Here is a 22,890-nt window from a genome sequence, read left to right as displayed (position 1 = left end):
ACAAATAAATTAACTGCAGACGGGGATTTTAGTTTAATTGTTAACCCAATTTAGAAACATGAAGATATTAAAGTTTGGCGGAACTTCTGTCGGAAGCCCCGAGCGGATGACGAAATTGCTGGATATTATCAATCCGGCTGAAGAGCAAATTGTAGTTTTATCAGCAGTGTCTGGTACAACCAATGGTTTAGTAGAAATTTCAGGCAAACTTTTAAAGGAAGATAAACAGGGGGCGTTAATTTTAATTAGCGCCCTAAATCAAAAATATAATGAATTTGTTATTGAGCTTCTTCCTGAGGGTGATTTCAGGGAGCAGGGTCAGGAAGTAGTGGATTACCATTTTCAATTCTTAACTACCCTGGTCAATAATATTTTCACCCCAGTTGAAGAGAAGGTAGTTTTAGCGCAAGGCGAATTACTGTCAACTACACTTTACCATATTTATTTGAAATCTATTGGCGTGCCTTCGGTATTATTACCTGCGCTTGATTTCATGAAGATTGATGAGGATAATGAACCTGATATTTCTTTTGCAACGGCAAATCTTATGCCTTTGCTAGAGAAACATAAAGGCAGTAAATTATTTATTACACAGGGTTTTATCTGTAGAAACAGCTTTGGTGAAGTAGATAATCTTCGCCGCGGTGGAAGTGATTATACAGCTTCTCTGATTGGTGCTGCTATTTTAGCGGAGGAAGTACAGATCTGGACTGATATTGATGGGATGCACAATAATGATCCAAGAATTGTGAAAGGTACGAAACCAATTTCTCATCTTTCTTTTGATGAGGCTGCGGAGCTTGCTTATTTCGGAGCTAAAATTCTTCATCCTCAGTCGGTATTCCCGGCACAAAAATACAAGATTCCAGTAAGATTATTAAATACGATGGAGCCTTCTGCTGCGGGAACATTGATTTCTGCGGAGAGTGAGAAGGGCAAAATCAAATCTATCGCTGCTAAGGATGGTTTGATTGCTATACGGGTCCAGTCTAGTCGCATGCTTTTGGCTTATGGTTTCTTAAGAAGAGTATTTGAGATTTTTGAGCGTTATAAGACGCCAATTGATATGATTACTACTTCGGAGGTTGCTGTTTCTTTAACGATTGATTTCACAGATAACCTGGATAAAATTGTAGAAGAGCTGCATGCTTTTGGTTCTGTAGAGATTGACAGAGAACAGACGATTGTTTGTGTAGTCGGTGATTTTGGTGCGAGCAAACATGGTTTTGCATCAAGAGTACTTGATGCTATCAAGCATATCCCAATCAGAATGATCTCTTATGGGGGAAGTAATTATAATATCTCTCTATTAATTAATACTGGAGATAAAACAGAGGTACTGAGAAGTTTACATAACCGTATTTTTGAATAAAAATCGGTTTATCTCTTTTTGAGGTAAGTGAGGACTGCTATAATAATAAAAATGAGTACGATAAAGAGTCTGACTCTTCTGTCGTATTCTTTTTTGTTGATTTTCTGACGCTGAAGATCGAAATAGTTGCCCAGGTAGATCAACAGTAGTCCAATTAGACAAAATACAATAAGATATTTAAACATTATGTTTTCGAACAAAGATATAGCACAGTTTGCAGATTTAGAAACACCTTTTTATTATTATGACCTGAGTTTATTGCAGCGCAGCTTAAGTGCTTGTGTTGAAGCGGCTAAGGTATATGATTTTCACGTGCATTATGCAATGAAAGCGAATTTTAATGATACGCTGCTGAAAAAAATTAAAGAGGCCGGTTTGGGCGCTGATTGTGTAAGTGGCAATGAGGTGAAGAAGGCTATTGAAGTAGGTTTTGATAAAAAAAAGGTCGTATTTGCTGGTGTAGGTAAGTCGGACAAGGAAATCAATGGTGCACTGGATCTGGATATTTTCTGCTTTAATGTGGAGTCTGTTCAGGAGTTAGCGGTGATCAATGAACTTGCTGAGAAAAGGGGTAAAGTGGCTAAGGTTGCGATCCGTATTAATCCTAATGTCGATGCACATACGCATCATAATATTACAACCGGACTGGATGAGAATAAGTTCGGTGTAAATTCATGGGATCTTCCTGATTGTGCGGAAGTTTTAAAGGTTTCTGCAAATTTAGAATTCATAGGGATACATTTCCATATTGGTTCACAGATCACGAATTTGGATGTTTTTAAGAATCTTTGTGTAAGGATCAATGAGTTTGCGAAATGGTTCGAGGAGCGTGGGTTTCCAGTAAAGGTGTTAAATGTTGGTGGTGGATTGGGTATTGACTATCAGAATCCTGAGCAGCAGATTCCTGATTTTGCAGCTTATTTTAAGATATTTAATGACTTTTTAGAGAAGAGGCCTAATCAGGAGGTTCATTTTGAGCTGGGAAGAGCGATTGTTGGGCAGTGTTCTTCGTTGATTAGCAGAGTGCTTTATGTGAAGAATGGGAAGAGCAAGAATTTCATAATTCTGGATGCTGGGATGACGGAGTTAATGAGACCGGCTCTTTATCAGGCTTATCACCAGATCGAGAATTTGAGTAAGCAGGATGGGGAAGCGAGTGTGAAGTATGATGTGGTGGGCCCGATTTGCGAGAGTACGGATTGTTTTGGGAAAGAGGTTTTGTTACAGGAGACGGTGAGGGGTGATTTAATAGGGATCAGGAGTACTGGGGCTTATGGTGAGGTGATGAGTTCACATTATAATCTGAGGGAAAATGTAAGGGTGGCTTTTAGTGAAAGATAGTTTCTCCATATAGTATAAAAAAAGCAACAGGCCATATTTCTGCCGGCATTCCTGAATTAGGAATAAGGTCAGAAATATGGCCTGTTGCTTTTTTTTATTCACTGGTTTTTTAGAATTGGTATTACCTACAGCTAAAAGGACACGCTTTCATTTAAGCCAGAATAATAATTGTGAAAGGGGTGGGGGTGGTTAGGAGGAGAAAGGTTTGGTTAGCGTTGAGGAGAAAAATTTAGATTGGTTAGGAGGTGAAAGGTTTGGTTAGCGTTGAGGAGAAAAATTTAGATTGGTTAGGAGGTGAAAGGTTTGGTTAGCGCTGAGGAGAAAAATTTAGATTGGCTTTGAGGAGAAAGGTTTGGTTAGCGTTGAGGAGAAAGGTTTGGTTGGCGTTGAGGAGAAAAATTTAGATTGGCTTTGAGGAGAAAAGGTTTGGTTGGCGTTGAGGAGAAAAATTTAGATTGGCTTTGAGGAGAAAATGTTTGGTTAGCGTTGAGGAGAAAGATTTAGATTGGCTTTGAGGAGCAAGGTTTGGTTAGCGTTGAGGAGAAAAATTTAGATTGGCTTTGAGGAGCAAGGTTTGGTTAGCGTTGAGGAGAAAAATTTAGATTGGCTTTGAGGAGAAAAGGTTTGGTTGGCGTTGAGGAGAAAGGTTTGGTTAGCGTTGAAGAGAAAAATTTTGATTGGCTTTGAGGAGAAAGGTTTGGTTGGCGTTGAGGAGAAAAGGTTTGGTTGGCTTTGAAATGAAACGTTTGATGTCGTGAACTGTTCTGCGTATATAAGTGGTCTAGGTTGGTAAGGGGTTGGTAAGGCCAATAGCCTTACCAACCCCTTACCAACCTAGACCACAATAGGATGATGGACTTATCTCTATATTCAGGAGGCAGGTTTTAGTTTGTGCCGGATAAAAATGCTTTTTCTATTACATCTATAATTGGATTATTCAGTAATCTTGGAGCCGGGATTTCATTAGCTGAGGGTCAATAGAAAGTTGGTTGGTTTTCTGATTGGTTGAGTCCAATAAATACTTGAATATTTGCTAAATTAAGTTTAGCACTATAAATAATATTAGATACAATATATGAGATCGTTTAAATTTTTAATTCCAGCGCTATCGCTTTTCGTAGTGGCTTGTAATTCTAACAGTAATTCTAATAAGGTTGAAACACCAAAGGTTGTCGATAATAAATATTCACTGGCTTATCAGCTGGAGGGGAAAATTGTGGCGGCAAATGCAGATACGTCTAAACAGATTTCTTTTGGTGGGGCTACTGATCCGGCAATCTCCCCGGACGGAAATAAGTTAGCTTATACGGTGAGTGATAGTTTAGGGGGCAGGTCTATCTGGGTTGCGGATATGGTCAGCAAAAGCCAGATTCAGTTAAATGTGAGGAGTAAAAATTATTATCGGGCCGTGTGGTCTCCTTCGGGAGGTATGGTCGCTTTTAGTATTTTTAATAAAAAATATCTTTGGAAGGTAGGGGTAATTAAGACGGATAATTCTGGATATGTGATGTTAGATAGTGTGTCTAAGCTTAATGTTAATGCACCAACGTGGAAGAATGAGAATCAGCTTATAGCTCAGGATCTTCAAAAACTTTACACATTTGATTTGATGGGGAAAATGGTAGAATCGGTAAGTATCACGGATCTGATTGGAAAGGATTTTTCAATTGCCAGTAATCATAGTTTCTTTTATAGTAAGGATGGAAAGAAATTGGTTTTTAATGCAGGTAACAAGGATATTTTACCGGGTTTAACCGGGCCGGGTGAAGCTGTTTATGTACTGGACCTTGCTTCAAAACAGGTTAAACGAATTTCTCCGGAAGGTATGACTGTACCATCTCTTTTTGTTACTGGAAATGATAAGGTTATTTATAGTGGTATGGAGAAGCCGTTTAAGGTTTCTAAAATATATGCTACTGATTTATCAGGAAGTGATATCAAAGTTGTAGTAGATAAGGGGAATAATCCAACTGCTAATTAGAGCTTAGTTATTATCCGGTTTGATCTTATGAACATAGAAAAATATACTTTTGATAGTATACCTGATGCTGAGCGTACGGCTGAGGAAACGGTGACTGAATTTGTAATTGTTTACAATAGATGGGCTAAGGAGTGCCATAATCTAATCGTTGATGATCGGGAGAAATTGAATGAGCTAACTCCACAGGGTAGTGTTGCAAGAGAAACTTTAAAGGAGATTTATAAAAAATATTGTACTTCAAAGAATAGACAGTATCATCGGACTGGTACAGGATACTTTTTTTATGGTGGTACTTATAAAGGGGGGACAGCAATTGAAAGTTGTACGGAGCTGTATAAAAATGAAGTGATGATTCAGACGGAAAAGATTAAAAATTTTTCACCTGCTAAAAGGTATTTAGTGGTGAAGCAGGGACAGGTTTGGAAGATAGATGGGGTGGAGAGTTTAAGTGGGAACGGTGTGTGGGAGTTTGATATACTTTAGAGAGGTTGCGGGGTTAGTTCTCCAACTATAAAAAAGCAACAGGTAATATTTCTGCCGGCATTCCAGAACCAGGAATAAAGTCAGAAATATTACCTGTTGCTTTTTTTTGTTTAGGGCATTTCAAGAAGGTTTTATACATAGTTAATAAGACTGATTTTTTAAGATATACTTATTTAGAATACGCATTGTAATTGGTCTCAGTCTTCTCTCACTGTAGATGGGATGAAAACCATCTGAGGTATAAAATTCTAATCCCTCATAGGTTTTTACATACCACACTTTACCTAAAGAATTTTGTGTAAGTGTGTCCGGGTGCATGATTTTTTTTAAATGATTTAATTTCACGGTATCCTTAGCAATTATAGCAACGTCACCGACTGTTTGTTCACAGGAAATCGCTTCGTAATGTTCGCCGGTCCAGTACATACACTTCTTATTATTTATAATTATTAGATAAGTAATACTAGCTATGGTAAATATGATTATTAATGAAATTGCAGCTTTTTCTTTTTTTGATTTAGGAATAGCATGTTTTAACCACTCAAATTTTCTAATGAAAGCCAGGATTTTCTGAATTATAGTTGACTTATTCACTTTCCTTTCACCAGGAGGTAAGTCGTTTGCAGAAATTGTAACCGTAGTTGGAATTTCTGACTGTGAGTTTTCTGGGGAAATAGATTCAGGAATTGGAGTTGGTGAAACTGGTGGCTCTGAGTCTTCTGGAGGAACTGTTACAGGGGCTGGAGTTGGTGAAATTGGTTGCCCTGATTTTTCTGGGGAAATTGGTTCAGGAATTGGAGTTGGTGAAACTGGTGACCCTGATTTTTCTGAGGAAACAGGTTCAGGAATTGGAGTTAGTGAGATTGGTTGCCCTGATTCTTCTGGAGGAACTGTTACAGGGGCTGGCACTGTTACGGGAACTGGCACCATAACCGGAACTGAAGTTGGTGGAAGTGAGGTACCTAGGCCTTCCGGTAGAACCGGAATATTTCCTCCTCCAGATAGAGGCATATTCACATAATCAAAATCACCTTTATAAGGTCTTGGCTCAAAATCTATCAACCAGGCAAGAAGCTCAACATTTTTGCTTTCTGGGATGACCGTTTTTCCTCTTATAAAATTTATTAAAGGTCTGAATTTGTCAATATCAGTAGCCTTGATGTTACTACTATAGTTAGTTGTATCTCCTTTTGACTCAAAAAATGATCTTAACAAATTTTCATCCTTCTTCAATGGTCTTTCCTCATAAACTTTAATACACTCTTCCCTTATATTTCCAGGAGTTAGGTGCAATAAATTAAGAGAAATAGCATTGGCTTTTTTCTTCTCCTCATAAGTAAGGATTACTTTTTCTCTGTAGTCATCGAACATTCTCCAAAAATGTTAAATAAAATCAACCGGAATTTACGGAATCCCATAATCATTTCAGAAACCCAAATCGCATTTCCGGAATTTAAATAACCCATTTCCGGAATTCAACGGAATGATCGGAAATGACGGAATCATTTGATAATTAGTTGATTACGTCCCTATACATTTGTCTCAGCAATCAATCGAAGCTTCGTTTAGCTATCGGAGTTAATGCAAAAGATTGATTGCTAAATGAGATGAAATAGCGGGGACTATTATCCGGTTTGGGAAGCAGTTATTAGCTCCCGCAATTGATTCTCACACACTTCCCAAAAATTTAAGAAGCGCTTCTTATTTCAATTGTAGCTCTCCCCCTGATCGGTTTCCCGGGGAACTACAGCGTATTTAACCTTTAAATTTTTAAAAGATGTTTGAATTAATGATTGCCTTTTTAATGGGATTGGCATGCCCAGGATATAATACTACTCCTGATAATCAGGATACTACTCATCAAAGTACAACAATGGACAGTGACCAGCCTGATACAGGCGGAGAAGGTGGACATATTCCATCTAAATATCCATAGCCGATAAAAGTAAGGCAGTTTTTACTGCCTTACTTTCTTTATATTTGAGCAAATACTATTATTCTTGAAAAAAACGCTCCTCTTCTTAGTTTTTATTCTTGGCATTATTGCTTGCAATAAAAAGAAAAATACCATCATTCCTATTAAGGAAATCATTTTTGATAAGGCTGAGTCATTGTTTAATAAAAATAACAATGACTCAGCCTTTTATTATTTTAATAAGGTTGTAACAAACTCCAGGGATAGTTTGCACATAGCTAGGTCTTATAACTTCATGTCGATCATACAATCTGGTGCGGGTGACTATTTTGGTGCTCAGGAAAGTTTAATGCTGTCCTTGAAATTTTTAGATGGGGAAAAGGAAAAAGACTTTGCCTGTTTATCTTCAGATTATAATGAACTGGGATTGAACAGTATCAATTTGAAAAGATATGAGCTTGCATTAATCTATTATGATAAAGCATTATTTTATTATAATAAAGGCATAAAACTTTCAAAGAATACTGGATTTAATCTGACTATTCTAAATAATAAAGCATTGGCTTATCAAAAAGCGAAAAAGTATGCGCAGGCCCTTAAGATTTATAATGAACTTATCCCTGAAAAGAGTAAAAATCAGGAAGAGTATGCAAGAGTTTTATCAAATATTGCTAAAACAAAATGGCTTCAGAATTCCGGTTATAATGCAGCTCCTGATTTTCTTAAAGCGCTGAGTATCCGCGAAACAGAGAATGATCTCTGGGGGCTGAATGCCAGTTATTCCCATCTTATGGAATACTATCAGCAAACGCAACCAGATTCTGCGCTGCGCTATGCTGGTAAAATGTATCAGGTGGCGAAGAAATTAAATAGCCCTGATGATAAAATTGAAGCGCTGCAAAAACTAATAGAACTTGTGCCACCCAATCAAATAAAGCAGTATTTTGCAACCTATCGGAAACTGGACGATAGCTTACAGACTGCACGGAATGCTGCCAAAAATCAATTTGCACTTGTCCGATATGAGGCTGAGAAAAATAAAGCGGATAATTTAATTCTTCAGAAGGATAATGTGGAGAAAAATTACCAGATCATTAAACAAAGAATATTATTGGCTTTTACAGTTTTATTAATTCTTATGGGTTCTGTCATCAGCTCTATTTGGTATAAAAAAAGAAAACAAAGGCTGGAATTGGAAGCACAAAATACGATTCGTGAAAATAAATTGAAAACATCAAAAAAGGTTCATGATGTAGTTGCGAATGGATTGTATCGGGTAATGGCAGAGATTGAAAATCAAGATGGCTTAAACAAGGATCATATCCTGGATAAACTAGAAGTTATGTACGAAAAATCACGTGACATATCTTATGAAGAACCACAGCTTGCAGATCAGAATTTTCAGGAGAAAATATCTGACCTTTTGCAGTCCTTTGCTACTGAAACTACCAAGGTGGTCGTATACATGGGCAATACCGCAGAGCTATGGACAAAAGTTAGTGGAGATGTAAAATATGAGCTTGAGCATGTTCTTCAGGAGCTCATGGTAAATATGAGTAAACATAGTGAGGCAAATAATGTTGCTGTTAGATTTGAACACACCGATAATCATATAAACGTTTATTATGCTGATAATGGAATTGGAATTTCAGAAGGAACTCAATTTAATAATGGACTAACAAATACGGGAAACCGTATGAATAACATCCAGGGGGAAATTATCTTTGACATAAAAGCCGAAAAAGGATTGAAAATAAAAATTTCTTTTCCTGTTTCTTAAATTGATAAACGATGTTCAAAAAAGTATTAATAGCCGAAGACCACGAAAGTGCAAATATTTCTCTGAGAAAAACACTGGTAGATCTTGGAATACCACCTGCTGACTATGTATTTTATTGCGATCATGCATTGACACGCATACAAAAGGCGCTAAAAACCCATGATCCTTATGATTTGCTGATTACAGATCTTTCTTTCGAAGAGGATGATCAGCACCAAAAAATTTCAGAAGGTACTGCACTTATAACAGCAGTGAGAAAAGAACAGCCTGGGCTGAAAGTTATTGTTTTTTCAGCAGAAAATAAGCAAGCGGTTATTGCTGCACTTTTTAAAGATTTGAATATCAATGGATATGTACGTAAGGCGCGTAATGATGCCAAACAACTTAAAATAGCTATAGATAGTGTTTATAAGAATAAACCTTATACTTCTGTAGATTTAAGGCAAAATATCAAGGAGAAGAACTCTTATGAATTAACAGAATATGATATCACTATTATCTCCCTGCTTTCTAAAGGAGTGATTCAAAAAGATATTCCGATTTATTTGCAGGAAAATAATATTAAACCGTCTGGTTTGAGCAGTGTTGAAAAACGTTTTAACCTCATGAGAGAAGTATTGGAATTCTCCAACAATGAACAATTGATCGCTTATTGTAAAGACATGGGCATCATTTAACTACGCTGTTTAAACAACTAAAATATTCTAATTTATATAAATAGCTAGCTGATCACAGTCTGGCCGGCTATGCTCTTTCTGAAATATCTCCTTTTAGACTTTTCTGGGATTTTAAAATCCATAGACGGGGCCTGATCGGATCTGAATTGAGCATATCAAAACTTTCTCAAATAATTGATCAGCTTACGGGTTCCCGTAAGAAAATTACTCCTGTCCTCTATACTTTTGATATGTTGAATAATTAAAAGATAATACTCAACCTAAATATGGATTATCATGGAATATAAAGTAGTACCATTCACAGCGACTCTAAATCAGCAGAAGGAAACGATAAGTGCCGTTGCCGAACAATTAGAAAACTTAATCGGACAGTTTAATCATCAAGGATGGGAATACGTCAGGTTAGAAAGTGTCTCAACTTATGTCCAGCCGGTTTCAGGATGTTTTGGGGGTGGAACTCCCGGACACTTGACAGCATATCAAATGATTGTTTTCAGTAGAGGGTAATCATGGAAATTCTACTTATTCTGGTCATTAGATTTTATTGGTACGTTTTTCCTGAAAGCAAAAGACGCAAATGTATATTCAGAACAAGCTGTTCTCAGCATGTATATCATACCGCAAAAAAAGAAGGTTTTCGTAAAGGCTTAAAGGCACTTCGGTACAGATTTCAAAACTGTAGAAATGGCTTTCACATCTTTGAAAACCCAATTGATGGCCGCAAATCCATGATTCTGCAAAATGGTCAGGTACTTACAGAAGAGGAGATTTCAGAAAGGTTTATCAAAAGAGCTTATCAAAACGTACTCACAACACCAAAATTTTAACAATCATCTGATATGAAGATAATTTTATTGTTAAGCTTTCTTTTTTTTAATACCATCATCCTTGAAAAACCAAAAACGGTTTACATCTGTGGTAACAGTAATACTAAAAAGTACCACTATAAATCAAATTGCCGGGGCCTTAGTAATTGTAATTACAGGATTATAAAAACAACGCTGGCAAAAATGAAAGGTAAAAACAGGACGCTCTGTAAATGGGAAAAATAGTATCACTATGAAATTTTGTATATCCGCTATAAAACTTACTAATTATTAAATCAAAATGCGCAATGGACTTTAAAGATCAGATTACACAATTAGCATCCCGGGTAGAGAAGATGCTGCCTCAAATACAAACAGAAGAAGCTACGAAAAATGCTTTGGTGATGCCATTTATCCAAATTATGGGATATGATGTATTTAATCCTTTTGAGGTGAATCCTGAATACATTGCTGATTTGGGTATTAAAAAAGGAGAAAAAGTTGATTATGCCATTATAAAAGATGGTGATCCTACAATTCTGATAGAATGTAAACATCATTTGGAGAATCTGGATCCACATAATTCACAGTTATTCAGATATTTTCATACCACAAAAGCTAAGTTTGGTTTGCTGACCAATGGTTTAGTATATCGTTTTTATACCGATTTGGTAGAAAAAAATAAAATGGATAGCACTCCGTTTTTTGAATTCAGAATAACTGAAATTAAAGAAGCTGAGTTAGCTGAACTTAAAAAATTCCATAAATCTTATTTTGATGTAGATAATATCACAAATACGGCAAGTGAGCTTAAGTATTTAAATGAACTCAAGACTTTGCTTCATAGAGAAATTGCTGATCCGTCAGAGAGCTTCGTTACCTTTTTCACTAAACAGATCTATCCTAATATGATTACTGCAAAAGTGAAAGAACAATTTACCCCAATCATCAAGCGCTCGTTTAATCAATTGATAAGTGATGCAATTAATGAACGTCTTAAATCCGCACTTAATCAGGAGAAACAGATTGATGCTGCTGAATCTATCAAAATAGAAGAAGGAATAATAGTTGAGGCCGCTTCTGGAATCGTAACTACCGAAGAAGAAATAGAAGGGTTTTTTATAGTGAAATCTATCCTTAGAGAAGTATTAGAACCTAAAAGAATAACCTACAGAGACGCTCTTTCCTACTTTGCTATCCTTTTGGATGATAACAATAGAAAGACCATTTGCAGGCTTTATCTCAACACAAAAAAGTACCTGGTCGTGCTTGACGAAAACAAAAAAGAAATCAAGCATGAAATCCAATCAATTGATGACTTATATACTTTTGCTGATACCTTAAAAGAGGTGATCCTGAAACTGGAATTGCAGAAAAAATAGTATCAATGGGCTATTAGAGTTAATACACTTTGAATTTATCATGAAAAGATCCCTGATCTTAATTTTTGTTTTTATTACAGGTACAATTGCTTTTAAAGCATCGTGCACAGAAGCACCCCAACTGGTATATATCTGTATCAGTAAAGGGAGTGAAAAGTATCACAGTCATGTCTGCCATGGATTTAAACGTTGTACGCATGAAAGAAAACAAGTCACCCTAAACGAAGCAGTTAAAAGAGGGTATAAGCCTTGTAAGATTTGCTATTGATATTCTTTTCCTCTGCAGCAGCGCTGAAAATTAAGGCTTTTCAAGTTCTTTTAATTCTTTTCCGCATCTGGAACAAAATCTTGCATTTGCCGGATAAACAGGAGCATAGCATACCGGACATTTCTCCTTGGCTTCATCTGTAGCCCTTGCCATTTCTACAGATACAATACCGGTAGGGACAGCAATAATGCCATAACCGATAATCATCAGTATACTTGCCAGGAGCTGGCCCAAAGGGCTTTGTGGAGAGATGTCTCCATAGCCAACAGTCGTAATCGTAACTATTGCCCAGTATATAGAAACAGGGATGCTTGTGAAACCACTTGCGTCCCCTTCTATAATATACATGAGTGTACCTATAATGGTTACCAGTGTAACAACACTTGCCAGGAATACGGTGATTTTATATAAACTGTTTTTAAGCGCGTTTCTTAATATATTACCTTCACTTGTAAAACGGCTCAGCTTTAAGATCCGGAAAACTCTAAGCAATCTAAATGCCCGGATAACAACCAGATAATGTGCTCCTGCAAGAAATAAACTCAGATAAGTTGGTAAAAAGGCGATAATGTCTATCAGGCCATAAAAGCTGAAGATATACTTTGATGGTTTAGCACTGCTGTAAATACGAACTGCATATTCCAAGGTAAAGAATAGGGTGAAAATCCATTCCACAGTACGGATATAAATCAGGTATTGAGCTCTGAAACTAGCTACACTTTCCAGAAAAACAGACAAAATGCTTAACAGAATTACCCATAGTAAAACCAGATCAAATAATTTACCCGCTTTGGTATCTGATTCGAAGATAATGGTAGAGAGCTTCTTTCTTAAGATGTCGTTACTTCTAATAGCCATGTATACAAGGTTAATCTATTTCCATGCTTTACAGAAATTAATTTGATGCTATTTGAGTTTTAACCCATAAATTCTGGATTCCTCTTCCCATGGGTGATATCCCATTCCTATATATTGATAACCATATTTCTCATATAATCCAACATGATCAGTACACAAGTATAAATTATCAAATCCTGCTTGTATAGTATCTTCTTTTGCTTTATCCAAGAGTAATTTACTATAGGCTTTTCCTCTGTGTTTTTCGTCCACATATAAAGCACACACCCAAGGGTATAAATCCATTCTACTAATAAAATCATTAGGGATAAGTCCTGCACAGCCAATAATTTCATCTTCTTTTTCCAGTAAATACCATTGAGGAAATGAACCCTCTGCACCGATACAATGCGTTAAGCAATCTTCATAAATGATCGGCTCTACTTCAGACCAGCAGGTTTGGAAGTAGGTAATCGCTTTTTTCAAATATTCAGGGTTCTCCCTTATAGATATAATTTTCATTGGTATTTTTTTGATGGTCTGATCATGAGACAATTGGAGCCTCCAATAGTTTTAAATAGGGCGTAAAATAAAATAAAGCAGCGTATGTTCCAGTCGTCATTCATAAAAGATGAATAAGTTATAGAACATACGCTGCCTTATTTTATTGATATTGCGGTTCTGAATGAATTACTCTTCTTCGAAGAAATCTTGCAATCCTCCAATGTAGTATTCGTTCAAACCAGCCGTAAAATCTTCATAATCCTCATCTGGGATATTCGTTTGTACGAACTCCAGAGAGGTACCCTTTTTATCTGCATGGAACTTAATCGTCACGATTGAAGGCTCATTATCTTCACCAAAGTACCATTGTTGTACAATTTTTTTACCATACTCGAACTCCAGGTTCTTTCCAATGATATCTCCTTCCCATAAAGAGAACTCTGTATCCGGCTGATCCGTAAACTCAACTTCAGCACCAGTCCATAACTGTATACTTTGTGCTTTGGTCATTGCCAGATAAACCTCTTCAGGCGGAGCAGGAAGATAGTAGTATTTTTTAAAAGTCTTCATTCGTAATCTATTGTTTATTATATAACGACCATAAAACAATCATGGTCTCTTCTTTATTTAAAAGCATTTATACCCGTTACATCCATCCCTGTAATCAGCAAATGAATATCGTGTGTACCTTCATAAGTGACCACAGATTCCAGGTTCATCATATGGCGCATAATTGAATATTCACCAGTAATTCCCATTCCACCCAACATTTGCCTTGCATTTCTGGCAATGTCCAGCGCAATTTCAACACTGTTTCTTTTCGCCATTGAAATTTGTTCGGCGGTTGCCCTGTTCTCACTTTTCAATACACCCAGTCTCCAGACTAATAACTGACCTTTAGTGATTTCAGTAATCATTTCAGCAAGCTTCTTTTGTTGCAATTGAAATCCACCAATTGGTTTTCCGAACTGAATACGCTCTTTAGAATAACGTAAAGCCGTATCATAACAATCCATTGCTGCACCCAAAGCTCCCCAGGCAATACCATATCTCGCCTGATTTAAACAGCCCAGCGGCCCCTTAAGACCAGAGATTTCCGGGAATATATTTTCCTTGGGAACCTTCACATTGTCAAATACCAATTCTCCGGTAGCAGAAGCACGCAGGCTCCATTTATTGTGTGTTTCTGGAGTTGAAAAACCCTCCATTCCACGTTCAACTACCATTCCTCTGATTTTTCCAGCTTCATCCTTAGCCCAAACTACAGCGATATCAGCAAATGGCGCATTAGAGATCCACATTTTAGCACCATTTAACAAGTAATGATCACCTTTATCTTTAATATGAGTGACCATACCGCTTGGATTTGATCCATGGTCCGGCTCAGTTAAACCAAAACAGCCCATCATTTCTCCCGTGGCTAACTTAGGTAAGTATTTACGGCGCTGTTCCTCAGAACCATAAGCATAAATAGGATACATCACCAAAGATCCCTGTACCGAAGCCGTAGAACGAATGCCTGAATCTCCACGCTCTAATTCCTGCATGATGATGCCATAAGCGGTATAATCTAATCCTGCTCCACCATATTCAACTGGAATAGTAGGGCCAAAGGCACCAATTTCACCAAGACCCTTGATTAAGTGTTTAGGGAATTCAGCTTTTTGTGCGTAATCTTCTATCACCGGACTGATTTCTTTCTTCACCCAGTCCCGGACTGTTGACCTTATCAGTTTATGCTCTTCAGACAATAATTCGTCTAACAGATAATAATCGGGTGCTTCATAAAGGTCTTTCTTTCCTGATTTGTTCATGGTTTACACTATATTTGGTTGAGCTGGCTTTGTGCTTCGGATCTTTTCGTATTATTATATAACTATTATCCGAACCTTGTTTTCAAAGGTAATAATTTCGTGTAATGGCTGGCTAAAACCAATCAAAAATTTAATTTTGTTGCACTAATCAGATCATTATGTACTTACAAACTGTTGCTTTAAATGATGTCAAATGTTTTGCGCTGCATGGGTTCTATCCGGAAGAGCAACTTACAGGAACCGAATTTCTGGTGAGTGTTGAGGTCACTTTTATCCCTTCGGGCGATACGGAAGACTTACAGCGGACCGTTAATTATGAAGTGCTGAATACGATTATTCTGGAAGAAATGAGAAATACTAAAAAGATGCTGGAATCTGTAGTTAAGCTTATTCTGGACAGGACAATTTCTTCTTTTCCTTTTGTTCTGACTGCAGTTGCCGGAATAAAAAAGATGCACCCACCTATGCCAGGAGAGATTGACCATTCTTTTGTTCAATTGTCTTATACTTCGGAAAAGAAACACTAAAATAGAATTATTAAAATAGATATGTCTGCAATTCCTGCTTATACAAAGATAGATTCGGGGTTTTTAGCCCAGCTGGTCACCATTTTAGGGGCGAAAAATGTATTTTCTGATGAAGTTTCGCTAGTGGATTATAGCCATGATGAGACAGAAGATCTTCATTATGAACCAGAAGTAGTCGTAAAACCGGTTGATACAGCTGCAGTTTCTGCATTATTGAAGCTTTGTAATACGCATCATGTTCCGGTTACACCCAGGGGTGGTGGAACTGGTCTGAGTGGCGGTGCTTTGCCTGTTTATGGTGGTGTATTGCTTTCGATGGAGCGTTTCAAGTCCATTATTTCTATTGATACTGAAAATCTGCAGGCTACGGTCGAACCGGGCGTAATTACAGAAGAGTTCATGAATGCGGTAGCGGAACACGGTCTGTTATATCCTGTTGACCCGTCCAGTAAGGGCTCTTGTTTTATCGGCGGGAATGTGGCACATGGTTCTGGTGGGCCAAGGGTCGTGAAATATGGGACAATAAGAGAGTATATATTAAACCTGGAAATTGTTTTGCCAACTGGCGAAGTGATCTGGACTGGCGCGAATACGCTTAAATATGCTTCGGGTTATAACCTGACGCAATTGATGATTGGTTCTGAGGGTACTTTAGGGGTGGTAACTAAAATTGTAACTAAACTAATTCCCAAAGTACAGAACAGTGTATTGATGTTAGGCTCTTTTGCTGAGAATGAACAGGCTTGTGCAGCGGTTTCTGCGATTTTCAGAGCTGGTGTCACTCCATCTGCTTTAGAGTTTATGGAACGCAGAGGAGTAGAGTGGGTGGTTCAGTATGATGCTATTAAATTTGATATTAAGGATGGGGTAAATGCTTATCTGATGATAGAATTTGATGGAGACGATCTGGATACGATATTCAAAGATTGTGAAAAGGTAAATACGGTATTGGAAGAGTTCGGTTGTACAGCAGTTCTTTTTGCAGATACGGCCGGACAGAAGGAAGAATTATGGCGTATGCGCAGAACCATGGCTGAATCAGTAAAGTCTAATTCTGTTTATAAGGAGGAAGATACGGTTGTGCCAAGGGCAGCGCTTCCAAAATTAATTAACGGAATCAAAGAGATTGGTTCCAGATATGGTTTTGAGAGTGTATGTTATGGGCATGCCGGCGATGGTAATTTACATATCAATATTATCAAAGCGGGGATGAGTGATGAAGACTGGAAAAATAAGCTGAAGGATGGAATTGTGGAATTGTTCCAGTTAACAGCAAGTTTAGGTGGGACTATTTCTGGTGAGCATGGCATCGGACTTGTCCAGAAAGAATTTATGTCTATTAAATATAGTGAGATCAATCTCAATTTAATGAGAGGGATTAAACAAGTTTTCGATCCGAACGGGATATTGAATCCTGGAAAGATTTTTTAGTTAAAGGATTGCGTTAAACAAGGGGATTGTTTTAATCATTGATCTGCACCTTGCCCTTGTTTAACGATTTTTTGTGATTTTTCGGGTTACAATTGTTCGAAAGCAACCATTTTTGCTTTTTCACTTTCAGGGATAGGAATTGCTTTTTTACTGGTATGTGAAAAGGATACACAAACGGTTTTTCCTTTAGTACAGATTTCTTCTTTACCCAGAACGTGTTTAACGATCGTATAATCGAGATCAAAACTGGTGTTCCCAATTCTGGAAGTCCGCACATATATACTTACTTTATCTTCTATTAATATTGGGCTGATATAGTCCATAGAGGCTTGTGCAATGACTACGCCTGTTTCTTTCCAGTTCCAGGATATAGCGCTATTCCAGTATTTTGTACGCGCAATTTCAAGATAAGTAAAGTAAACTGCATTGTTCACATGGCCGAGCATGTCGAAATCTGCAAACCGGGTTTCAATCTGCGTTTTATATTTGAAACTGTCTAAAGTTCCTACTGTTACTGACTTTTTGTCTGTCTGTTTTGTTTTTGTGCGCCAAAATGTCTTAAATATCATAGATTATTGGGTTGGTATGAGAGTTGAACAGGTCGTTGTATAATTTAAAAATAAAAAATTAAAGGAGATTATAGCTATGACATTAGTAAATTTTAACAATCGTACAAGAAGCCACGCACCTTACTTTAACAATGTTTTTGACTCTTTGTTCAGTGAAGCGCTAAATAAAAATTATACTATTAATAAAGTTCCCGGTGTGAATATTTTAGAATCGGAAACTGAATATACGATCGAATTGGCGGCACCTGGTTTAGAGAAAAGCGATTTTCAGATCAACTTGAAAAAAGATACGCTTTCTGTTTGGGCAGAGAAAAAAGTTGCTGATGGTGAGGTAAAGAAAAATTACAGTAGAAAAGAGTTTGATTATTTGTCTTTTGCAAGGTCGTTTACGCTTCCTGAAAGTGTAGATGCGGAAAAGATATCTGCTGAATATGTGAATGGGATATTAACTATTGCAATTGGCAAAAAGGTTGAGGTGAAGGAAGAAAATAAAGAGATTAAAGTTTTGTAATTTTTGGTTGGTTTAAGAGGGGATGTCGAAAGATATCCCCTTTTTTTCGTTAGAAAAATAAACGCTTGCCTACGTTTATTTTTCTACTGGCAATCCTGATCCTGTTGCTTTATATGATTTGATAATTTCGTTGATCACTAATTGCGGGTTATCTGCACCGACATAATGCGTAGTCCCATCTTTCTATCCTTCAATAGCTATTTGATCATCCAATGGCGGAGTCCCGGCTTTTACTTTTTCAGGATTTCTTGCAGCATAGATGGTGACATAAAATGCTCCTAACGAGTGACACACCAGGATTATGTTTTAATAATAATTAATGAGAGTGCTGTGTAAAAAAAAATCCCGCTCTTGCGAACGGGATTTGGTATTTCTTAGCGTAATCCGGGGCTAGGTGTAACCCAGGATCTTTAATACTTGCTTACTGTTTTGCTCTTCTCCAAATACTTCAAAGTTGAACGTCTCGTCACGGTTGCGACGGATAATCACATGTTTAGGGCTTGGCAACAGACAGTGATGAATTCCACCATACCCACTCAGTACTTCCTGATAAGCTCCAGTATTGAAGAAACCAAGGTATTGTACTTTACGCGTTTTCGGCATAAACACGGAGTTCATATGTGCTTCCTGATTGTAATAATCCTGACCATCGCAGGTAATACCCCCAAGATTCACTCTCTCGTACTCAGCATCCCAGTTGTTGATTGGTAAAAGGATGTATTTTTGGTTTAAAGCCCATACATCAGGAAGGTTCGTAATGAAAGAACCATCCAGCATTAACCATTTTTCACGGTCATTTTGTTGTTTACGTCCCAATACTTTGTACAGGATACCGGAAGCTTCTGCTACTGTGTATTTACCGAATTCAGTAATGATATCTGGTTCTACTACATCATGTTCTGCACAAATTTCTTTGATACGTTTAACGATTTCGTTCACCATATATTCATAATCAAAATCAAATACCAGAGAATCTTTGAATGGCATACCACCACCAATGTCTAAAGTATCCAGCTCAGGATTAATTTTCTTGAATTTACAGTATAAGGTTACATATTTCTCCAGTTCATTCCAGTAATACGGAGAATCCGTGATTCCTGAATTGATGAAGAAATGCAGTAATTTAACCCTGAAGTTAGGGTTAGCAGAGATTTTGTTGTTATAGAACTCAATTACATCTTCCATACGTACGCCTAAACGTGAAGTATAGAATTGTGAGTCCGGCTGCTCTTCTGCCGCAATACGGATACCTAAATTACAAGGTGTTTCCAACTCTACTTCGTCATCAAAAAGGTTAAATTCCTCTTTGTTGTCTAATACAGGGATGATGTTTTTGTACCCATCATGCAACATATCAATGATATATTGTTTATACTGATAAGTTTTAAAACCGTTACAGATAACGGTAATGTCTTTGGTAAGGGCGCCTTTTTTCTCAAGGGCCTCAATCATCGGCATATCGAACGCGGACGAGGTCTCTAAGTGGATGCCATTTTTTAAAGCCTCTTCAACGATGTGTCTGAAGTGTGAACTTTTTGTGCAATAGCAATACTTATAATCTCCACGGTAATTGTTCTTGATGATCGCGGTCTGAAACAACAGTTTCGCCTGTTGGATTTTTTTAGTGATCATCGGAAGATAAGTGAAACGTAATGGCGTACCATAAGTCTCAATCATTTCCATTAAATTCAGATCCTGAAAGTATAGTTCGTCATCGATGACACTGTATCCTTCTTGAGGAAAACCTACACTTAGATCAAGAAATTCGGAGTAACTCTGCATTTTTTATATTTTTGAACAATTATTTAAAGGGTTGACAAATTAAAATGAGTTAATTTTGGTGCCAAAGATAAACACTTTAAAATACACTGGTAATTTTATTTTATGACGAAGAGCTTAAAGATTATAGAAGTTAAGTCGGAGTTGGGCGCAGGTACACGTGGTGCCAGCCTGGGCGTTGACGCGATTAAGATTGCCGCCCTGGATTTTGGGAGTAGATTTTTTAAAAAACATAAGTCGGTTGAGGTCCCGAATGAGAACCATTTATTGCTTGAAAATACGGGTAGTCCATTCGCCAAGCGGATTTCTGGCATTTTAACGATGGTAGAAAGAGTTGCGGACGAAGTAACTGAAACGTTAGGCAGAAATGAATTCCCGATTGTGCTGGCAGGTGACCACAGTACCGCTGCGGGAACGATCACAGGAATAAAAAAAGCTTTTCCTAAATCAAAATTAGGGGTAATTTGGATCGATGCACACTCAGATATGCACTCTCCTTACACTACTCCGTCTGGAAATATGCACGGAATGCCGCTTGCAATGGTACTTGATGAGGACAATCTTGATGCTAAAGTTAATGAACTTGACCAGGAAACTCTTAATTACTGGTATCAATTAAAAAACGTCGGTAAAATTGCACCGAAGATTAGTTATAGCGATCTTGTGCTGATTTCTGCGCGGGATATGGAGAAACCGGAAGAGAATTTACTGAAGAAAAATAAGGTAAAGCTTTACACCACTGCTGAAGTCCGGAAAAGAGGGGTAGAAAGAATCGTCATTGAAACCATGCAATATCTGGATCAGTGCGATTTGATTTATGTATCATTTGATGTGGACTCTATGGACCCGACTGCTTCAAGAGGTACCGGAACTCCCGTAGCTCAGGGGCTTACTGAGCGTGAGGCTGGTGGACTGATGTCCAGATTCCTTGCTTATCAAAAGGTATGTTGTTTTGAGATAGTAGAAGTTAACCCGACCCTTGACAGGGAGAATCAAATGGCTGAGCATGCATTTGAAATTTTAATTAAGGCAACGAATGCCTTTAGAAACGAATAGAATTATGAATATCCAACAACATATTACTACTGCGACCATCAATGCGGTCAAAGAACTATACAATCAGGATTTACCAGAAGCACAAGTTAACCTTCAGGATACGCGCAGCGAATTTGAAGGAGAAATTACCATTGTTGTGTTTCCTGTAGTCCGCTTTTCAAAAAAATCACCTGAAGCAACGGCGAATGATCTCGGGGAATATCTTAAGGAACATATTGAAGAAATAACTGCGTTTAATGTCGTTAAGGGGTTCCTAAACCTGAGTATCGTCAGCTCTTACTGGATTGATCTTTTCCAGACTGACTTGCTGAAAGAAAGTTTTGGCACTATTCCATCGAATGGTAAAAAAGTAATGGTCGAATATTCTTCGCCAAATACCAATAAACCACTTCACCTTGGACACGTTCGTAACAACCTATTAGGTTATTCTGTTTCTGAGCTGTTAAAAGCTAGTGGATCAGAGGTATATAAAGTTAACCTGGTCAACGACAGAGGAATCCATATCTGTAAGTCTATGCTGGCCTGGCAGAAATGGGGAAATGGCGAAACACCTGAAAGCTCTGGCTTAAAGGGCGATCACCTGGTTGGTAAGTATTATGTGATTTTCGATAAAGAATATAAAAAGGAAATCGAAGCATTAAAGGAAGCTGGTCAGACTGAGGATGAAGGCAAAAAGAATGCGCCTTTAATCAAAGAAGCTCAAGCGATGTTATTAGCCTGGGAAGCTGGTGATGAAGAGGTTATCTCTTTATGGAAAAAAATGAACGGATGGGTTTATGACGGCTTCGCTGTAAGTTATAAGAATCTTGGTGTTGATTTTGATCAGTATTATTATGAAAGTAATACGTATTTATTAGGAAAAGATACGGTTGAAGAAGGTTTAACTAAAGGAGTTTTCTTTAAGAAACCAGATGGCTCTGTCTGGATCGATTTGACAGCAGATGGATTAGATCAGAAATTAGTACTTCGTGCAGATGGAACTTCAGTTTACATCACTCAGGATCTGGGTACTGCACAAATGAAATATGATGATTTCAAAATGGATGAGTCTATTTATGTAGTGGGTAATGAGCAGGACTATCATTTTAAGGTGCTGTTCCTGATTTTAGATAAGTTAGGGAAGAGCTGGGCGAAAGGATTATATCATTTATCTTATGGAATGGTAGATCTGCCAAGTGGTAAAATGAAATCACGTGAAGGTACTGTAGTGGATGCGGATGATTTGATAGCGGAAATGATCGCTACAGCTAAACAGAAAACTGAAGCACTGGGTAAGGTAGATCATTTCAGTGAGGAAGAGAAAGAAAGCCTTTACTATAAAATTGGAATGGGTGCTTTGAAATACTTTTTGCTGAAGGTTGAACCTAAGAAACGTTTGTTATTTGATCCTGCTGAATCTATCGATTTCCAGGGAAATACAGGGCCTTTTATCCAATATACACATGCGAGGATTAAATCGCTGTTAAGCAAAGCTGAATATAAGAATGGACAGCACGTGGCTAATAATATTGCTTTATCGGCTACTGAGCTGGAAATGATCATATTATTATCAAGATATCCTGCTGAAATTGCTTCTTCTGCTAAAGCGTTTAGTCCGGCTACTTTAGCGAACTATATTTATGAGGTGGCCAAGATGTTTAACAAGTTTTATCATGAAATCCCGCCAATTGTGAAGGAAGAAGATGAAGCGCTTAAACAACATCGGTTAAATCTGAGCTGGGTAACTGCAAATGTCCTTAAATCTGGTATGCGTATTTTAGGAATTGAAGTTCCTGAAAGAATGTAATCAGCTATTTTTACTAGTAATTATGCAATTACTGCATAATTTGAATAAACTATATAAGAGAGGGACTGTTT

General features: G+C 37.5%; 22 protein-coding genes. 15 read left to right on the top strand and 7 right to left on the bottom strand.

The features are described from left to right. Window positions 1–58 precede the first annotated feature (58 nt). The 4 genes from AY601_RS11190 (at window position 59) to AY601_RS11175 (ending at window position 5,177) form a co-directional block, all read left to right on the top strand. Entirely contained in the window at window positions 59–1,372 is a 1,314-nt protein-coding gene (locus AY601_RS11190) for an aspartate kinase (protein WP_068400731.1), read from the top strand. A 186-nt stretch (window positions 1,373–1,558) separates the two neighbouring features. Continuing rightward, the gene (lysA, locus tag AY601_RS11185) at window positions 1,559–2,713 is read left to right on the top strand and encodes a diaminopimelate decarboxylase (RefSeq protein ID WP_068400729.1); all 1,155 of its coding nucleotides are present in this window, start codon (window positions 1,559–1,561) and stop codon (window positions 2,711–2,713) included. A 1,075-nt stretch (window positions 2,714–3,788) separates the two neighbouring features. Further along, complete coding sequence (locus AY601_RS11180; RefSeq protein WP_068400726.1) at window positions 3,789–4,694, top strand: PD40 domain-containing protein; 906 nt, start codon at window positions 3,789–3,791, stop codon at window positions 4,692–4,694. Between the two features lie 27 nt (window positions 4,695–4,721). After that, entirely contained in the window at window positions 4,722–5,177 is a 456-nt protein-coding gene (locus AY601_RS11175; RefSeq protein ID WP_068400722.1) for an NTF2 fold immunity protein, read from the top strand. A 141-nt stretch (window positions 5,178–5,318) separates the two neighbouring features. Here the strand turns inward: AY601_RS11175 and AY601_RS11170 are convergent, their stop codons facing one another. Beyond that, a complete protein-coding gene (locus AY601_RS11170) occupies window positions 5,319–6,548 on the bottom strand; it encodes a hypothetical protein (RefSeq protein WP_068400719.1) in 1,230 nt (409 codons plus the stop codon). 418 nt (window positions 6,549–6,966) lie between these two features. Between AY601_RS11170 and AY601_RS25670 the strand changes: the two genes are divergently transcribed. From AY601_RS25670 to AY601_RS11140, 6 genes are all read left to right on the top strand, one after another. Next, window positions 6,967–7,113, top strand: coding sequence for a hypothetical protein (locus tag AY601_RS25670; protein WP_157287863.1), 147 nt, complete (start codon window positions 6,967–6,969; stop codon window positions 7,111–7,113). Window positions 7,114–7,387: 274 nt separating this feature from the next. Beyond that, a complete protein-coding gene (locus AY601_RS11165) occupies window positions 7,388–8,872 on the top strand; it encodes a tetratricopeptide repeat-containing sensor histidine kinase (protein ID WP_157287860.1) in 1,485 nt (494 codons plus the stop codon). An 11-nt stretch (window positions 8,873–8,883) separates the two neighbouring features. Continuing rightward, window positions 8,884–9,549, top strand: a complete 666-nt coding sequence (locus AY601_RS11160) for a response regulator (RefSeq protein ID WP_068400715.1) — start codon at window positions 8,884–8,886, stop codon at window positions 9,547–9,549. A gap of 276 nt (window positions 9,550–9,825) precedes the next feature. Beyond that, complete coding sequence (locus AY601_RS11155) at window positions 9,826–10,056, top strand: hypothetical protein (protein WP_068400711.1); 231 nt, start codon at window positions 9,826–9,828, stop codon at window positions 10,054–10,056. 2 nt (window positions 10,057–10,058) lie between these two features. Further along, complete coding sequence (gene yidD / locus AY601_RS26345; protein ID WP_068400708.1) at window positions 10,059–10,376, top strand: membrane protein insertion efficiency factor YidD; 318 nt, start codon at window positions 10,059–10,061, stop codon at window positions 10,374–10,376. A 287-nt stretch (window positions 10,377–10,663) separates the two neighbouring features. Beyond that, window positions 10,664–11,737 (top strand): type I restriction endonuclease, encoded by a 1,074-nt coding sequence (locus AY601_RS11140; RefSeq protein WP_068400702.1) that lies wholly within the window; start codon window positions 10,664–10,666, stop codon window positions 11,735–11,737. 298 nt (window positions 11,738–12,035) lie between these two features. Here AY601_RS11140 and AY601_RS11135 read toward each other — a convergent pair whose 3' ends face one another. The 4 genes from AY601_RS11135 to AY601_RS11120 all read right to left on the bottom strand — a co-directional run bounded on the left by AY601_RS11135 (window position 12,036) and on the right by AY601_RS11120 (window position 15,160). Continuing rightward, window positions 12,036–12,863 (bottom strand): ion transporter, encoded by an 828-nt coding sequence (locus AY601_RS11135; protein WP_068400699.1) that lies wholly within the window; start codon window positions 12,861–12,863, stop codon window positions 12,036–12,038. A gap of 48 nt (window positions 12,864–12,911) precedes the next feature. After that, window positions 12,912–13,364, bottom strand: coding sequence for a GNAT family N-acetyltransferase (locus AY601_RS11130; RefSeq protein WP_068400696.1), 453 nt, complete (start codon window positions 13,362–13,364; stop codon window positions 12,912–12,914). Window positions 13,365–13,532: 168 nt separating this feature from the next. After that, a complete protein-coding gene (locus tag AY601_RS11125; protein WP_068400689.1) occupies window positions 13,533–13,916 on the bottom strand; it encodes an SRPBCC domain-containing protein in 384 nt (127 codons plus the stop codon). Window positions 13,917–13,969: 53 nt separating this feature from the next. Then, window positions 13,970–15,160, bottom strand: a complete 1,191-nt coding sequence (locus AY601_RS11120) for an acyl-CoA dehydrogenase family protein (RefSeq protein ID WP_068400687.1) — start codon at window positions 15,158–15,160, stop codon at window positions 13,970–13,972. Window positions 15,161–15,318: 158 nt separating this feature from the next. Here AY601_RS11120 and AY601_RS11115 point away from each other — a divergent pair, with 158 nt between their 5' ends. Continuing rightward, the gene (locus tag AY601_RS11115; RefSeq protein ID WP_068400684.1) at window positions 15,319–15,687 is read left to right on the top strand and encodes a dihydroneopterin aldolase; all 369 of its coding nucleotides are present in this window, start codon (window positions 15,319–15,321) and stop codon (window positions 15,685–15,687) included. Window positions 15,688–15,708: 21 nt separating this feature from the next. Continuing rightward, window positions 15,709–17,118, top strand: a complete 1,410-nt coding sequence (locus AY601_RS11110) for an FAD-binding oxidoreductase (protein ID WP_068400681.1) — start codon at window positions 15,709–15,711, stop codon at window positions 17,116–17,118. An 86-nt stretch (window positions 17,119–17,204) separates the two neighbouring features. Here AY601_RS11110 and AY601_RS11105 read toward each other — a convergent pair whose 3' ends face one another. Then, entirely contained in the window at window positions 17,205–17,687 is a 483-nt protein-coding gene (locus AY601_RS11105) for an acyl-CoA thioesterase (protein ID WP_068400678.1), read from the bottom strand. A 76-nt stretch (window positions 17,688–17,763) separates the two neighbouring features. On the opposite strand from AY601_RS11105, the gene AY601_RS11100 reads away from it, so the two are divergent. Then, entirely contained in the window at window positions 17,764–18,198 is a 435-nt protein-coding gene (locus AY601_RS11100) for an Hsp20/alpha crystallin family protein (RefSeq protein ID WP_068400673.1), read from the top strand. Window positions 18,199–18,588: 390 nt separating this feature from the next. On the opposite strand, the gene AY601_RS11095 is transcribed toward AY601_RS11100, so the two are convergent. After that, window positions 18,589–19,980, bottom strand: coding sequence for an arginine decarboxylase (locus AY601_RS11095; protein WP_041885712.1), 1,392 nt, complete (start codon window positions 19,978–19,980; stop codon window positions 18,589–18,591). 102 nt (window positions 19,981–20,082) lie between these two features. Here AY601_RS11095 and rocF point away from each other — a divergent pair, with 102 nt between their 5' ends. Both rocF and argS read left to right on the top strand, forming a co-directional pair. Then, a complete protein-coding gene (gene rocF, locus AY601_RS11090; protein ID WP_068400671.1) occupies window positions 20,083–21,033 on the top strand; it encodes an arginase in 951 nt (316 codons plus the stop codon). Window positions 21,034–21,037: 4 nt separating this feature from the next. Continuing rightward, window positions 21,038–22,819, top strand: a complete 1,782-nt coding sequence (gene argS, locus AY601_RS11085; RefSeq protein ID WP_068407423.1) for an arginine--tRNA ligase — start codon at window positions 21,038–21,040, stop codon at window positions 22,817–22,819. Window positions 22,820–22,890: the final 71 nt, after the last annotated feature.

The organism is Pedobacter cryoconitis, assembly GCF_001590605.1.
In the GTDB taxonomy this organism is placed as follows: domain Bacteria; phylum Bacteroidota; class Bacteroidia; order Sphingobacteriales; family Sphingobacteriaceae; genus Pedobacter; species Pedobacter cryoconitis_A.
Note: the sequence above shows the minus strand (reverse complement) of the source record. Positions and strands in the feature narration are given on the sequence as shown.